We start from the raw sequence: 14,480 nt of genomic DNA on the forward strand, positions 1-14,480 counted from the left end.
GGTGCCGCGTCCACCGTGTTGCACCGGCCGCGCTCCCCAAACACGCGGCCGGTGTCAGGGGGCCGTTCGGTGGAACCCGGCCCGGCACGGAACACGCCCGCCGAACCCGAGGAGGTCTCGTGTCGCTGTACCAGCGGATCCGGGAGGAGACCGCGCTCCGCGCCGACGCGCTGTGGACCGTGGCGTCCGCCCTGCACGCCGACCCGGAGACCGCGTTCGCCGAGCACCGGGCGGCGAAGCTGCTCACGGGCGAACTGGAGCGCGCGGGGTTCGAGGTGCGGCGGGAGGCCGCGGGCCTGCCGACCGCCTTCACGGCCCGCTCGGGCGAGGGCCGGCCGGTGGTGGCCTTCCCCCTGGAGTACGACGCCCTGCCCGGGCTCGGGCACGCCTGCGGGCACAATCTGATCGCGGCGGCGGGCCTCGGGGCGGCCCTCGTCACACAGGCCGTGCGGGACGGCACCGGGGGCACGGTCCTGGCGGTGGGCACGCCGGCCGAGGAGGGCGGTGGCGGCAAGGCCCTGGAGGTGGAGGCCGGGGTCTTCGACGGGGTGGACGCCGCCCTGATGTTCCACCCCGGGGTGTACGACTGGGTGCGGGCGCCGCTGACCGCGCAGGAGCAGTACCGGGTCGCCTTCCGGGGCCGGGCCGCGCACCCGACGGGCAACCCGACCGAGGGCATCGACGCGCTCGCGGCGCTGGTCGAGCTGTTCAACGTCCTGTCGGCGCTCGGGCGGCGGCTGCCGGAGGGGTCCCATGTGCAGGGGATCATCACCGAGGGCGGTACGGCCACGAACATCGTCCCGGAGCACGCCGGGGGCCGCTTCGGGCTGCGCGCGGTCACCACGGCGGCCCTGGACGAGCTGGCGGAACAGCTCCGCACCGCCGCCGAGGGGGTGGCGCTGGCGACCGGCACGGCCGTCACGGTGGAACGCGCGAGCGTGCGGTACGAGCACTTCAGGGACAGCTCGGTGCTGTCCGAACGGTTCGCCGGGCACCTGGACCGCGCCGGGATCACCCTCACCGCGCCCACGCCCGGCGTCTACCTGGGCTCCTCCGACATCGGCAATGTCAGCGGCCGGGTGCCCGCCATCCACCCGTTCGTCGCGATCATGGGCGCCGACGGCTCGGACCACACGCCGGAGTTCGCCGAGGCCGCGGCCTCGGAGCGGGCCCGCCGGGTGCTGACGGCGGTGGTGGAGGCGCTGGCCTGCACGGCGGTGGACATCCTGCGGGACGCGGACCTGCGCGGCCGCGCCTGGGCGGACCTGCACCTGACCGCGGACTGACGGCCGTGGGCCCGCCGAGCCCGGGCTGACCGCCGTACGCCCGCACGGCCCGGCCGTCGTACGGCAGTTCAGCCCGGCCGGCCGCAGCGGACCTCGCGCTCGTCCTCCCGGCCGGCGGCCTCGGCCTGGGTGCGCACGTGTTCCACGGCGGCGGGCAGGGCCCGGCGGATCACCTCGGGCAGCCGGCCGCGCGACGGCCACTCCACCAGGCAGCGCGCGACCTCCCGCAGTTTGATGTTGGTGTGCTGCGACATGTGCCGCAGCACCTCCCAGCCCTGCTCCGGACGCAGCCCGCCCACGGTGATGACCACGCCGATCGCCTGGTCGACCAGGGCGTGCGAGCCGAGGGCACGGCGTAGCTGCTCCACCTCCTCCTGGAGTGCCTTCACCTGGTCCGTCTGCTCGTCGCGTCCGATCATGGGCTCACCCTCCGCACCACGGTCGCCGAACGCCAGCCGCCAGGCGAACAACAGGGCAAGAGGCCGTACAGAAAACGAAAAATCGCTGGTGGACGGGCCCTGGAAGCGGAATCCGGGGGCAGCCGGGGCACATGGAGACACTCACCTTCGACAGCCACGACCTGGACGTGACGGAGGATTTCCTCAGCCGGGCCTACGCCAGGATGCGCATCGCCAGCGGGACGCCCGGCTCGACCCACGCCCGGATCCACCGCGCCGGCATTCCCACGGTGAGCGTCGACGAACTCGCGCTGGACTTCGAGATGGCCTACTCGGTGTCCCCGCTGGGCCGGATCTGCCTGTGCGTCGTGCACGAGGGAACCGTGCGGGACCACGGCTTCCGGGGTGTCGAGGACTCCTTCGGCCCCGGTGACGTGGTGTTGTTCGCGCCACCGGACCTGCCGTACGCGGGCCGCATCTGCAACGCCCGCTACAACATCACCATGCTGGATCCCGCGCTGCTCGCCCAGGTGGCCGGAGACGGCTCGCGTCCGGTACGGCTGACCGGGCACCGGCCGCGCTCGGCCGCCGCGGCGCGCCATCTCAGCCGTACGATCGCCCATCTGCGGGACGATGTGCTGTCCGACGCCGAGATCGCGGACCAGCCGCTGATCGCCGCCACGGCCGCCCAGCACCTGGCGGCGAGCGTCCTGGCCGCGTTCCCCAACACGGCGCTGGACGAGCCCGCCGCCCACGGCGCCGACGCGCACCCGGCGGTGCTGCGCCGCGCGCTCGCCTACATCGACGACCACGCGGACCAGCCCGTCACGGTCGCCGACATCGCCGCCGCGGCCCATGTGACGGTACGGGCGCTGCAGTACGCCTTCCGCCGCCATCTGGACACCACTCCGCTGGCCCAGCTGCGCCGGGTGCGGCTCGCGCACGCCCATCACGAGCTGGTGGCCGCCGACCCCGGCGAGGTCACGGTCACGGAGATAGCGGCCCGGTGGGGTTTCCACCACCCGGGCCGCTTCGCCTCCCTGTACCGGGACACCTACCGGAAGGCCCCGCACGAGACCCTGGCCGGCGGCTGACCGGCGGCTGAGCGGTGTCCTACGGGAAGGACGTCACCTTGGACGGGACCGTGTCGGTCCCGGAGGTGGGTGCGCCGGTGCTGTTGACGACGTGCGCGTACTGGCCCTTGCCGCCTAGGGAGATCACCAGCAGGTCGTGCATCTTGATCCCCGAGGCCACGGGCACCTGGAAGCCGTGCGCCTGGACGATCGAGGGATCGGCCGTGTAGTTGCAGTAGCTGCCCAGGCCCCACGCCTCGTGGGTGGTGACGGAGTCGGCGACCTTGTAGGCCGCGTAGCCGGTGATGCCGTCGTGGGTGATCGCGGCGGCGTTCGGGGCGTCGTAGGCCTTCTCGTTCTGGAAGAAGATCGTCCGGCCGCGTTCTCCGTTCCAGTAGACGTCGTACTTGTTGAAGTGCTCCACGAACAGGCCGGTGGCGAGGACGTCGTCGCCGTTCACGCGCAGGCCGTAGTCGGCGCGGTTGGTGTCCCAGCCGACGCCGCTGCCGTGGTCGGCGCGCCAGAGCCAGGTGTGGTCGATGATGACGTCGTCGCTGTTGACCACCACGGAGTTGGTGGCGAGCCCGGGCCCGGCACCACCGACGCGGATGAACACGTCCTGCATGGTGGTGGGGTTCGCGGAGTGGTCGGCGGTGGCGCCGGGGGTGCCGATGCGCAGCAGCGTGTCGGAGTTGACCGGGCCCGCGTCGATCAGGAATCCGGCGAGCCGCACGCCGTCGACGTCGGCGACGTGCATCGCGTCGATGCCGTTGTCCGGGACGAGGGTGGCGAGGCCGAGGCCGAGGACGACGGTGTTGGGCCGGGTGACGTCGATGGTCTGGTCGAGGTGGTAGACGCCGGGGGTGAACAGGAGGTTGAGGCCCTGGGCGAGGGCCTGGTTGATGGTGGCGGCCGTGGCGCCCGGCTTGACGACGTAGAACTGGTCGAGCGGGATCGACGTGCCGGCGTTCGCGGGCCAGGAGACGCCCCGGGCGTTCGTGCGCTTGGCCGGGACGAACACCTTGTAGGCGGAGCCGTCGAGGTAGAGGAACGGCTTCTCGCGGGAGACCGGGGTGGTGTCCAGGGTGGTGTACGGGCCGCTGTCGAAGTTGGTGGCGGGGGCGCCCTGGACGCCGGAGAAGGTCATGTTCCACACGCCGTTGGTCCAGCCGCCGACCGAGCTGTCCCGGGTGTACCACTGCTGCTGGGAGTACGGGCCCACCGTGCCGTCGATCTTCGAGTCCGCGACGTAGCCGCCGGAGGCCCAGCCGTAGCCGTTGGGCGCGAGGTTGAGGCCGCCCTGGACGTGGATGCGGCGGAAGGGCGCGGCCTGGGCGACGGCCCAGCGGTCGGTGCCGTTGACCGGCTTGAGGGCGAGGTTCTCCGCCGAACGCCAGAAGTTCTGGGTGGCGTTGCCGTTGAACCAGCCCGCGTCGACCGTGATGTCCCCGTTGATCTGGGTGTCGTCGGGGTTCAGGCCGAGGCCGGAGATCGAGGTGTAGAAGCCGAGTTGGGCGTTGATGTTGTTGTAGGTGCCGGGCTTGAGCAGGAACTGGTAGCGGCCGGTGCCGAACTGGGCCGACTCCTGCTTGGCGAAGACGTCGTCGAACTTCTGCTGGAGGCCCGGGGTCGAGGGGTCGACGACGATGACGTTCGGGCCGAGGTCGCCGCCGCCCTGGACGGGCGGGACTCCGGTGGTGCCGGTGTGCACGGCGGCCTCCCACAGGGAGTAGCCGTAGCCGGTGCCGCGGGCGGTGCCGTAGATCCGGACGTACCGGCCGGAACCGCTGACGTCGTAGGACGCCGTGCCGCCGGTCGCCCCGGTGACGCTCTTGAGGGTGTTCCAGCTCTGCCCGTCGGTGGAGGCCTGGATCTGGAAGTCCTTGGCGTAGGCGGCCTCCCAGTTCAGGTCCACCTTGCACAGGTTCTGCACGGAGCCGAGGTCGACCCGGAGCCACTGCGGGTCGGCGGCCTGGCTGGACCAGCGGGTCCCGGTGTCGCCGTCGAAGGCGGCCGAGGCGGGTGTGCCGGCGTTCTCGGTGGTGGAGGCCGTGGCGGGCCTGCCCTGGGCGGCGTTGGCGGTGCCGCAGCCCGCCTGGGTGCCGTCCGCCGCGCCGAACACCTGGAACTCCCAGAGCGAGTAGCCCCAGGTCGTGGCCCGGTGCACGCCGAGCATCCGTACGTAGCGGCCCTGGCCCGACACGTCGAGCGTGTCGGTGCCGCCGTCGGAACCGGTGACGGACTTCAGATCGGTCCAGGTGCTCCCGTCCCCGGATATCTGGACCTTGTAGTCCTTGCCGTACGCGGCCTCCCAGTTCAGGACGACCCGGGTGACGGTGGCGGTGCTCCCGAGGTCGACCCGGACCCACTGGTCGTCGGTCGCGGCCGAGGACCAGCGGGTCCCGGTGTCTCCGTCGACGGCCTTGGCGGCGGCGGTGCCGCTGTTCTCCTCGGACGACGCGGTGGCGGACTTCCCCTGGGACAAGGGGGTTTCGGCGGCGGTGGCCGACGGGTGGGTGGCGGGCAGGGCGAGCAGCGCGGCCGTGGCGGCCAGCGCTGTGCCCAAGGATCTCAGTCTCATTCGGCGGCTCCAGACGTGTGGGGGTTCAACGGGCGCAACCCACGGCTTAGTTCATGTTTTGATTTAAGGGATGAACCAACCCGGCCACAAGCCTTCGGACACCAGATCCTTCAACCTCCGTACCGCGACACGCCGGTGGCTAGCGCCCGACCGGGCTGAACGACAGGGTCTGTTCGGCCGCGGTGCGCCCGCCGCCGACGGCGCCGCCGGTGGTGTCCGTCCAGGTGCGCGGCGGTGTGGTCTCGGCGAGGCGGCCCGTGCTCGCGGAGAGGCCGAGCACGAGGCCGCTGTAGCGGTTGACGAGGCGGTAGGTACCGTCGGCGGCGGAGCCGGGGATCACGAACCACTGCTGTCCGACGGTCGGTCCGGCGGCGCGGGCCGCGGTGACCGTGGGCTCGGCACCCCAGGCGCGACCGGCCGTCCTCGCGGAGTCGACGCCCAGCAGCCGGCCGGTCGCCGCGTTGGCGAGGGTGAAGGCACCGTCGCCCGTGGACGTGAAGGACCACGACTCGCGGGCGGAACCGGTGGGCTGGGCCACGGAGGTGACGGCGGATCCGCCGGGCACCTGGGCGAGGATCCGGCCGGTGCCGGCGGAGATGCGGTACCGGCGGCCGGTGTGCACGGGCGGGGCGGCCGGCGTGGCCGGGTCGACGGTGACGTCGACGTGCTCGCCGGAGGCGTCGTGGGAGCAGCCGAAGGAGCAGTAGGCGCGGAAGGTCCTGCCGACGATCGCCGAACCGGTGCGGCTGACGGGGTCCAGGAACCAGCGGTACCAGGAGGCGGTGGTGTAGTCGCCGGTGTCGCCGATGAGCTGCCACTTCTGCGTGGCCAGGTCGTCGGTGGCGTAGAGGTACTGCGGTGCGCCGCCGCTCTGGTCGACGGCCTGCGGCGTGCCGATGTAGCGGCCCAGGTGGGCGTCGTAGGCGATGTTCATCACGAACAGCGGGGAGGTCGGGGGCATCGTGCCGGCCGCGATCTGCTCCGCTGCGGTGCCGGAGTTCGCCGGGTCGTACTCTTCGGAGGCCGGGGTGTAGCCGGTGGGGTGGCCGGCGTCGACCGGGACGATGTTGCTCTCCCGGCCGCCGGTGCCTGGCTGGGTCCAGGCGCCGTCGTACCACTTGCACCAGGAGCCGGGGGCCATCTTCGCGGCGATCGGGGCGCGGGCCACGTGCTCGTGGAAGGCCTTCCAGCCGCCGCTCTTGTCGACGATCCGGGAGCCGTAGAAGACGTAGAAGTAGCCGGATGCGGTGTCGACGAACAGGCGTTGGTCGCCGTCGCCGTAGGAGTACGTCTCGTGCGGGAAGGCCGCCGTGTCCCCGCGCTCGGTGCTGTACGGCGAGGTGATCACGTGGTCCTTGATGCTCCAGGTGCGGCCCTGGTCGGTGGAGACGGCGTAGTCGACGGCGTCGTAGTGCAGCCCGTCGCCGAAGGGCTGCGGGGTGAACTCGTTGTGCACCAGGCCGTACCAGTCGCCGGTGTCCGGGTCGGCCCACACCCCGGACAGGTCGCAGTAGTTCTTGCGCGCGTAGCGCGAGCCGGCCGGCGCGTACGTCGCCTCCCGCCCTGTGGGGCCGTTGTCGCACCGCCAGGTGGTGTCGTCGTTGCGGTCGGCCGGGTTGGCCGGGTTCACGGCCTCGCTGAGGGTCCGGTCGAAGGTGGCGCTGTCGAAGTCCTTGCCGGTGTAGAAGTCCCAGACCCGTGGGTCGTCGGCGCCGTAGAGCGCGGCGGACTGCTGGTAGTGGAAGGTGCCGTCCTTGTCGAGGTACGGGGTGGCGGGGGTGTCGGTGGGGTGGCCGAACGGCACCGGGGTTCCCACGGTCACGGTGTAGCCGGTGTCGCCCGGGGGCGCGGTGTGCGCGGGGGTGGAGGTCTGCGCGGGGAACGCGGCGCCGCCGCACAGGACCAGGGCGACGGCCGCGGCCAGGGTGCCGCCTGATCTGGTCGACCGTCGTACTGGGCTCAACAGTCGCACGGGTGCTCCTTGTCGCCGAAGGGCCGGTCGCACGGAACGATCCGGCTCCGGCGGCGTCCCCGGCAATGGACTCCTGTGGTCCGCCTCTTGCACTTTCGTGCGCGGACGGCGATCCGTGCGATCACTTTCGCACACGCGGGCGTGCGCGGGTCAGCGCGGCTCGGGCGGGGCGGCGGACAGCGGGGTGTCCCAGGCGAGTTGGCGGACGAGCTGCTCGTCCGGCCCGGCGGGAGGGGCCGTACCGGGTGCGGGGCGGGACGGCGTGCGGGTGCCCCGGGTGAGGCCGCCGCTGACGGTGATGTTGTGCTCGGTCCGCGGGCGCCGGTGCCGCTCGTACGCGGCGCACGCGGCCCGCGGATCGGGCAGGTCGCGCAGGGCCTTGGCCAGGACGACGGCGTCCTCCAGGGCCATCGAGGCGCCCTGACCGGTCGCCGGCGAGGCGGCGTGGGCCGCGTCGCCCACGAGCAGGACCCGCCCGGCCCGCCAGGCGGTGCCGAGCGGCAGCTCCGTGGCGTTGGTGACCATGAGGGAGTCGGCGGAGGCCTCGACCAGTGCGGCGGCGGGGGTGTCGTCCTCCCTGAGCAGCGGCAGCAACTGCGCGCGCAGCACGGCGGGTGGCGCGGCGAGCGCTCCGGCGGGCAGCGGATCTCCGCCGGCGCGGGCGAACCAGTACGTCTCCCCCGCCGGCGACACCGCGTACCCGAAGGCGGTCGTGCCGCCCCGCACCATGGTGATGGCGCCGACGGGGCCTGGCCCGGGCGCGGTGCCGGTGTAGCCGTAGTAGACCCGCTGGCCGGCGTACCCGGGCCGGACCTCGGGCATGAGCAGCCCGCGCACGGTGGAGTTCAGGCCGTCGGCGCCGACGAGCAGGTCGCCGGTGGCCGTGGAGCCGTCGGCGAAGCGGGCGGTGACGTCGTACCGGCCGTCCGTCACGGACACCAGCCGGGCGCCGTGGCGCAGCCCGATACCGCGCCGGACCGCCTCGCCCTGGAGGGCCGCGTTCAACTCGCCGCGGCGCAGGCAGCGGTAGCGCAGGGCGGGGTCGTCCGCCTCGCCCAGTGGTGCGTGCGCGACCTCGGTGCCCTGACCGTCGAGCAGCCGCAGCGAAGTCAGCGGAAAACCGACGGCCGTGACGGCGTGCGTGGCGTCCAACTGGGCCAGGGCGCGCATGCCGTTGCTCGCCAGGGTGAGGAAGGCGCCGATGTCCTCGGCCGTGTCCGGGTGTGCCTCGAACACGGTGACGTCGACACCGGCCTTGTGCAGGCCCAGGGCGGTCGCGGTCCCCGCGATGCCGCCGCCGATCACCAGTACCCTCATCGCATCCACTCCGTAGCGGATGAGGGTACAGGTGGCGATGCCGGTCGCTCCCGCTCAGCCGGCCGAAGTGTCCTGTGTCGCCTCGCGTGCTTCGGTGAGGGCTCGCTGCCTGAGGTTGCCGCCGAACAACTGCATGGTGGCGGCGGCCAGGATGTCGTCCCTGCCGATGGTCCGCCCGTCCCCCCTGCGGGTGGACAGGGCCCAGAGGGGATCCTTGAGGAGCGGGGGTGGGGCCGGTTCGCCCGACATCACCGTGGTGACCGCACCAAAGCGTTTGACCCCGCCCTCGCGGACGACCATGGCCGCGTCCCGGGCGAGGTCCGTCAAGAACACGCTCGCGATTCCGTCCAGGTCGCGGACCATCGCTGGGACGGCCGTCGCCCCCTGGCTCCGCAGCAGCTTCTTGACCCCGGCCTCGAACCTGTGGGCGCCGACCACGGCGCTCGGTTTGCGCGACCTGCCGCGCTTGCGAGAAGGCACGATGGCACCCTCCGCGTCGTACAGGACACCGGTCAGACCTTGGAACGTCGGGCTGTGGTCGTACCACTTGTGCCCCACCTCAAGCTCGACGTTCCGGTCGATCGCCGAGAGAAGGTCACCGGGTATCAGCTTCTTCCGGGCCTCCTCCGCCGCCGCTCTCCTCGCGCCGTCGATGATCGCCGTCAGCACCGTCCGCGTCACCGACGCGGCGGCCCACGCGGCCGACCGAGAGACGTGCATCGAGGTCACGTCCCTGAACACCGCTTTGACGAGAGAAGGCTTGAACGGCGAGGCATCCATGACCGAGGCGGTCTCGGGACCGCCGCGCTCGGGGCGTGCGGGCTGTGTGGTCATCAGGAGAAACGCTCCCTGCTGTCGGAGTATCAGAGGCCCACACTTCACCACGCGGACCGCTGTCTTCCCCCATCCTCCGTCGAAGCGGCACCGGGCCGACGGGTGAGTAGCAGCTCCTCGACGCGGCGTCGCCCGGGTGGCGCAGCAGGCCCCCGGCCCCGTCGGCGAGTTCGGTGGAGCATCCGACGACCGCTGTACCGGCCGGCCGGGCGAGTGTGGTGGTACGGCCGACCTACTGGAAGCGGCCTTCGTCGTCGTACCTGCCGGGCAACAGGTCCGCGGAGCGGCGAGCGTGCCGGTGACCGCGCCGACGATCGCCTCGCTCCTCTCGCGGGCCTTGCTGCACGGCTTCGGCGAAAGCCGGGTCCCGGACCGTGCGCCGCGCGCCACCGGTCCGCCTCCGGCCGCCGTGCGAGCCGGTCCTGAGGCACGCGACGGCGGTGCCGTGCACCGGCACGCCCCCCGTGTGACGGGTTGTCGCCGGTGAAGTGGGTACTCCCCGGCCATGCGGGTGAGCGTGGTGGATGCGGGGTCGAACACGGTCCGATTGGTGATCGCAGATGTGGAGGGTGGTGTTCCGCTGCCGGTGCACACCGTCAAGTGGAAGCTCCGCCTGTCCGAACAGGTCGGCCCGGACGGCACCATCGCCGAGGAGGCGGTGGAGCGACTGGTGAAGGCGGTGGCCGCGGCGGGCGCCACGGCCCGGCGGTGGCACGCGGCGGGCCCGCTGGCCTTCGCGACCGCGGTGGTGCGCAGCGCCCCCAACCGCCATGAGGTGCTGCAACGGGTGGCGTCCGGCACCGGCATCCGCATGTGCACCCTGCCCGGTGAGACGGAGGCCGAGCTGACCTTCCTGGCGGCGCGCCGCTGGCTGGGCTGGAAGGCGGGGCCCCTGGCACTGCTCGACATCGGCGGCGGCTCGCTGGAGGTGGCCTTCGGCCGCGGCCGGCTGCCCGACTTCGCCGCGTCCCTGCCGCTCGGCGCGAACCGGCTGACCCGGGAGTACCTGGGCGTCCAGGACCCGCCCGGGCCGGGCGAGCTGAAGGAGCTGCGCCGCCGTATCCGCCACGAACTGCGGGACGTGGCCTCGCGGATCCGCTGGGAGCGTCCGCGCACGGCCGCCGTGACGTCCCGTACGTTCCAGCAGCTCGCCCGGCTGTGCGGGGCCGCGCCGGGGCGGTTCGGCCCGTTCGTGGACCGGGAGCTGGTCTGCCGGGACCTGCGCGCGGCGGTGCACACCCTCGCGGCGCTGCCCACCACCGAACGCGCGCAGCTGCCCGGGATCTCCGCGCCGCGCGCCGCCCAGAGCCTGGCCGGAGCGGTCGTCGGGCACACGGCGCTGAAGCTCATGGGCCTGCCCCGGGCCGTCGTCTGCCCCTGGGCGATCCGCGAGGGCGTGCTGTTGCGTTATGCCGAGGACGGCGCCGACTGGTGGACGGACGCCGCCGGTGAGGCCGGCGCCACCGCCCCAACCCCCGCGGCACCGCTCCGTATAGCGAGCCCGTCCCCGTGACGGATGGTCATGGGTCGGCCTGGAGTCGTCCTGACGGTCGGCCGCACACAGGGGGACCACCCCTGCCCACGTTCGGGTGAGCGGTGCTTCAGGGCGGCCGGCCGGGTGGAACGCTCCCACGTGAGGCCGGGTCCGGACCACCACCCGCCCGCTCATCCGTCCGACCGTCCGAAGGGACACCTCATGCGCGCTCGCGCCCCGCGCCGCCGGACCGCGACGGCCCTCTGCCTCGGCCTGCTGACGGCAGGCGGCGGGATGCTGCCGGCCCCGGCCGCCGTCGCCGCGCCCGCGCCTCGTGCGGTGCCGCCCTACTACTACGACTGCGCCGGCACCTCCGAGGACCAGCACTCCGGCACGCTCGTGGGCGAGGGGTGCGCCAAGGTCTCCGAGACGACCGAAGGCGACGGCGTCTACGTCGAGGACCGGGCCGGCCGGAACGACTGGCGCTGCGACCGGGTCGACGACGTCGGCACCAGCGCGATCAGGGGCCACGGGTGCCGAGCGGTGGAGAAGGACTCCTGGTAACTCCCCGTCGCATCCAGCGGGGGCGCGATTGTGCCCAAGTCACCCAAGGCCTCGACGAGTTGTGCGTGGGAACGTCCCTGCGGTGACGGTCGGCGCGAGCAGGGGCGACCGCGCGGGCGAGGCGGACGCGCGGCCGTACCGGTTCATCGTGCACGGCGGCACGGCACCGGCGCGGGTCCTGCTCGACGGGCGCCGACCGACGCCGACTCTTGACGTGTCTGGTTCAGACCTTTAGCTTCTCGGGTCACCGGCGAACAAGAATGCGTTCAGCGTTCACCATCCTGAACGCCTCCTTGCTTCACACCGGTCCGCATCCGGTCCGACGAAGGAACCCCCCACATGACCCGATCCCGGATTCCCGCGACGACGGCCACCGCCGTCCTCGCCCTCGCCCTCACCGCCCTCGGCACCGGCGGCGCGGACGCGGCCGACCCGCATGTCGCACCCGGCGGCAACTTCGACCTGTCCGTGTGGCAGCTCCAGGAGCCCGTCGGCTCCCCCGGCAAGCCCACCACCATCCCGTCGTCCCGGCTCCAGGGGGCGAACGGCTACCAGGACGCGTACTTCTACACCGACACCCGCGACGGCGCCATGACGTTCTGGGCGCCCGAGAAGGGCGTCACCACGCCGAACTCCAAGTACGCCCGCTCCGAGCTGCGTGAGATGAACCGCGACGGATCCGCCGCCGACTGGGCGCTCAGCGGCAGCCACCGGATGAGCGCGACCCTGCGCGTGGTGTCCGTGACCAAGAACGTCTGCGTCGGCCAGATACACCTCGGCTCCGGCGGTTCCTCCACCAAGCCGCTGGTGGAGCTGTACTACCACGCGGGCGGCGACATCGTCCTCGGCACCGAGGACTCGCCGGCCGGCGGCCAGAGCCAGCACCCCGTCGGGCACGTCTCCCCCGGCAAGACCTGGAGCTACACCATCGCCGTGTCCGGCGGGAACACCATCGACCTGACCGTGAACGGCACGACCACGCACTACGCCATCCCGTCCTCCTTCAAGCCGTACAAGCAGTACTTCAAGGCCGGCTCCTACAACCAGTCCTCCTCGGACAGCACCACCAACGGCGCCCGCGTGGCCTTCTACGGGCTGACCGTCTCGCACGGCTGACACGCGGCCCGACCTGCGCGACTGGTGCGAACGGCGGGACGGTCGTAGCGTCGGGTGCACGCGGTCGGACACAGCACGACGGGTGGGAGCGACCATGCGCGGATCAGTGACGGGAACGGCGATCGTCCTCGCGGCGGGAGCCCTGCTGACAGCGGCCATGACCACGGCGACGGCCAGTCCGCCGGTCACCGCCACGACGCAGCCTCGCGCCGGCACATCGCCGTCCCACACTGGTACGTCGCAGCCGGTCCTGGTCGACTGCCTGTGGAATCGCACCGTCCGGCCCGACGACTTCATCCTGGCCTGCGGCGACGGAAACAGCCGTCTCACCGGGCTCCACTGGATCAAGTGGAGCCCGGAGGGGGCGGAAGCCGTAGGCATGAACATGGTCAACGACTGCAAGCCGTACTGCGCGGCCGGCTCCTTCCACGCCTACCCGGTGACCGTCCGGCTCGACGAGCCCGAGCCCTGGAAGAAGCACCCTGAGGTGCACCGCTACAGCCGGATCAGCCTCACCTACCAGGAGAGCCGTCCGGAGGGCTTCAAGCAGGTCATGACGTATCCGCTCTGGGACTGACGGCACCCGCGCGGGCTGCGCGGCCGGGCCGTGCGTCTGCCGGGCGTGCCTCGTACGGCGCGTGCCGGTGGTCCGCGCGGGCGATCCCGCGGCCCCGGCTCCTGCCACCGGTGACCCGTCCCCCCTCATGTTGGTGTGACCCGCACGCCGGCGCCTCCGCGCGCCGACCGAAAAGAGGTCACATGCCCCGCCTCCCCCGTCTGACCGGTGCCGCCACGGCCGCGCTCGCGCTCGGCCTCCTCGCTGCCGCGCCCGCCACCGGCCAGGACCCCCTCGTCACCGACGCGCGCGTCCTCGCCCACCTGGACCTGGCCGCCGGGCAGACGCCCGAGAACATCGCGCTCGACCTCGACGGCTCCGCCGACCTGACCTTCGCCTCCGCCCGGCAGATCGCCCATGTCACCGACGACGGCCGCATCCGGACCCGCGCCACCCTGCCCGCCGTCGCGCACGCCGCCACGCCCCTCGTGCACAGCGCCGTGGTCACCGGCATCGCCCGCGCCCACGACGGCACGCTGTACGTCAACTACGCCACCGGCACCCGCGCGACCGGTGTCTGGCGCCTCTCCCCCGGCGACGCACCGGAGCAGATCGCCGCGCTGCCGGCCGACGGGCTGCCCAACGGACTGGCCCTCGACGAGCAGCGGGGCGTGCTCTACGTCGCCGACTCGGCGCGCGGAACCGTCTGGCGCGTCCCGCGGTCGGGCGGCACGGCCACGGCGTGGGCGACGGGCGCGGCGCTCGCCCCGCTCCCGGCACGGCACGCGCGCGGCTTCGGCGCCAACGGCATCAAGGTCCGCCGGGACTCCGTCTGGGTGTCCAACACCGACCGGGGCACCCTGCTGCGCATCCCCGTCCGTCCGGACGGGGCCGCCGGCCCCGTGGAGACCCGGGCCGACGGACTCGCCGGCATCGACGACTTCTCGTTCCCCGGCCACGGAAGGAGCGTGCTCGCGGCGCTGAACACCGGCAACAGGGTGGTCCTGGTCCGCGCGGACGGCACCGTCACGAACGTGCTCAGCGCACAGGACGGCCTGTCCAACCCGACCTCCGTGGCCGTCCGCGGCCGAACCGTGTACGTCCCGAGCGCCGCGTCCACCACCCGCCACGACCCGAACCTCCTCCTCGCCCACCTGCGCCACCTCATCGGCCGGGGGTAGGCCTCGGCTGGGGACCGGGACCTGGCCCGGCCCAGCGAGCACCCGGGCGCCCCGCGCCCCGCGTCGTCGGCCGCGCGTCGGTCAGGTCGGCGGGTCGCGCGAGCCCCGGTGTCGGCCGGGCGCGGTGC

At 72.9% G+C, this 14,480-nt stretch carries 12 protein-coding genes; 7 read left to right on the plus strand and 5 right to left on the minus strand.

The genetic code is table 11. From position 1 onward, the window contains the following. Positions 1–119: 119 nt before the first annotated feature. Positions 120–1,286 (plus strand): amidohydrolase, encoded by a 1,167-nt coding sequence (locus tag OO52_RS03195; RefSeq protein WP_030640704.1) that lies wholly within the window; start codon positions 120–122, stop codon positions 1,284–1,286. Between the two features lie 68 nt (positions 1,287–1,354). Here OO52_RS03195 and OO52_RS03200 read toward each other — a convergent pair whose 3' ends face one another. Beyond that, complete coding sequence (locus OO52_RS03200) at positions 1,355–1,705, minus strand: ANTAR domain-containing protein (protein WP_030640706.1); 351 nt, start codon at positions 1,703–1,705, stop codon at positions 1,355–1,357. 131 nt (positions 1,706–1,836) lie between these two features. On the opposite strand from OO52_RS03200, the gene OO52_RS03205 reads away from it, so the two are divergent. Next, positions 1,837–2,778 (plus strand): helix-turn-helix transcriptional regulator, encoded by a 942-nt coding sequence (locus tag OO52_RS03205; RefSeq protein ID WP_030640708.1) that lies wholly within the window; start codon positions 1,837–1,839, stop codon positions 2,776–2,778. A 19-nt stretch (positions 2,779–2,797) separates the two neighbouring features. On the opposite strand, the gene OO52_RS03210 is transcribed toward OO52_RS03205, so the two are convergent. The 4 genes from OO52_RS03210 to OO52_RS03225 all read right to left on the minus strand — a co-directional run bounded on the left by OO52_RS03210 (position 2,798) and on the right by OO52_RS03225 (position 9,461). Beyond that, a complete protein-coding gene (locus tag OO52_RS03210; RefSeq protein WP_030640710.1) occupies positions 2,798–5,338 on the minus strand; it encodes a discoidin domain-containing protein in 2,541 nt (846 codons plus the stop codon). 139 nt (positions 5,339–5,477) lie between these two features. Beyond that, on the minus strand, positions 5,478–7,310 hold the full coding sequence (locus OO52_RS03215; RefSeq protein ID WP_051818173.1) for an RICIN domain-containing protein: 1,833 nt from the start codon (positions 7,308–7,310) through the stop codon (positions 5,478–5,480). A gap of 150 nt (positions 7,311–7,460) precedes the next feature. Then, positions 7,461–8,627 (minus strand): FAD-dependent oxidoreductase, encoded by a 1,167-nt coding sequence (locus OO52_RS03220; RefSeq protein ID WP_030640715.1) that lies wholly within the window; start codon positions 8,625–8,627, stop codon positions 7,461–7,463. Positions 8,628–8,681: 54 nt separating this feature from the next. After that, on the minus strand, positions 8,682–9,461 hold the full coding sequence (locus OO52_RS03225; protein WP_030640716.1) for a hypothetical protein: 780 nt from the start codon (positions 9,459–9,461) through the stop codon (positions 8,682–8,684). A 505-nt stretch (positions 9,462–9,966) separates the two neighbouring features. Here OO52_RS03225 and OO52_RS03230 point away from each other — a divergent pair. The 5 genes from OO52_RS03230 to OO52_RS03250 all read left to right on the plus strand — a co-directional run bounded on the left by OO52_RS03230 (position 9,967) and on the right by OO52_RS03250 (position 14,352). Beyond that, positions 9,967–10,974, plus strand: a complete 1,008-nt coding sequence (locus OO52_RS03230) for a hypothetical protein (RefSeq protein WP_030640718.1) — start codon at positions 9,967–9,969, stop codon at positions 10,972–10,974. Between the two features lie 183 nt (positions 10,975–11,157). Further along, a complete protein-coding gene (locus OO52_RS03235) occupies positions 11,158–11,499 on the plus strand; it encodes a hypothetical protein (RefSeq protein WP_030640720.1) in 342 nt (113 codons plus the stop codon). Between the two features lie 339 nt (positions 11,500–11,838). Further along, complete coding sequence (locus OO52_RS03240; RefSeq protein WP_030640722.1) at positions 11,839–12,615, plus strand: polysaccharide lyase family 7 protein; 777 nt, start codon at positions 11,839–11,841, stop codon at positions 12,613–12,615. Between the two features lie 94 nt (positions 12,616–12,709). Then, complete coding sequence (locus OO52_RS03245; RefSeq protein ID WP_030640724.1) at positions 12,710–13,192, plus strand: hypothetical protein; 483 nt, start codon at positions 12,710–12,712, stop codon at positions 13,190–13,192. A 182-nt stretch (positions 13,193–13,374) separates the two neighbouring features. Next, positions 13,375–14,352 (plus strand): SMP-30/gluconolactonase/LRE family protein, encoded by a 978-nt coding sequence (locus OO52_RS03250; RefSeq protein WP_030640726.1) that lies wholly within the window; start codon positions 13,375–13,377, stop codon positions 14,350–14,352. Positions 14,353–14,480 lie beyond the last annotated feature (128 nt).

Origin of the sequence: Streptomyces flaveolus, from assembly GCF_000716535.1 — a bacterium.
Taxonomy (GTDB): Bacteria; Actinomycetota; Actinomycetes; order Streptomycetales; family Streptomycetaceae; genus Streptomyces; species Streptomyces flaveolus_A.

What these genes read in the sequence shown, in the direction of transcription:
- OO52_RS03220 (WP_030640715.1), bottom strand. Translation starts at nt 8,627, where the DNA reads ATGAGGGTACTGGTGATCGGCGGCGGCATCGCGGGGACCGCGACCGCC.
- OO52_RS03235 (WP_030640720.1), top strand. Translation starts at nt 11,158, where the DNA reads ATGCGCGCTCGCGCCCCGCGCCGCCGGACCGCGACGGCCCTCTGCCTC.
- OO52_RS03230 (WP_030640718.1), top strand. Translation starts at nt 9,967, where the DNA reads ATGCGGGTGAGCGTGGTGGATGCGGGGTCGAACACGGTCCGATTGGTG.
- OO52_RS03205 (WP_030640708.1), top strand. Translation starts at nt 1,837, where the DNA reads ATGGAGACACTCACCTTCGACAGCCACGACCTGGACGTGACGGAGGAT.
- OO52_RS03225 (WP_030640716.1), bottom strand. Translation starts at nt 9,461, where the DNA reads ATGACCACACAGCCCGCACGCCCCGAGCGCGGCGGTCCCGAGACCGCC.
- OO52_RS03245 (WP_030640724.1), top strand. Translation starts at nt 12,710, where the DNA reads ATGCGCGGATCAGTGACGGGAACGGCGATCGTCCTCGCGGCGGGAGCC.
- OO52_RS03250 (WP_030640726.1), top strand. Translation starts at nt 13,375, where the DNA reads ATGCCCCGCCTCCCCCGTCTGACCGGTGCCGCCACGGCCGCGCTCGCG.
- OO52_RS03210 (WP_030640710.1), bottom strand. Translation starts at nt 5,338, where the DNA reads ATGAGACTGAGATCCTTGGGCACAGCGCTGGCCGCCACGGCCGCGCTG.
- OO52_RS03200 (WP_030640706.1), bottom strand. Translation starts at nt 1,705, where the DNA reads ATGATCGGACGCGACGAGCAGACGGACCAGGTGAAGGCACTCCAGGAG.
- OO52_RS03240 (WP_030640722.1), top strand. Translation starts at nt 11,839, where the DNA reads ATGACCCGATCCCGGATTCCCGCGACGACGGCCACCGCCGTCCTCGCC.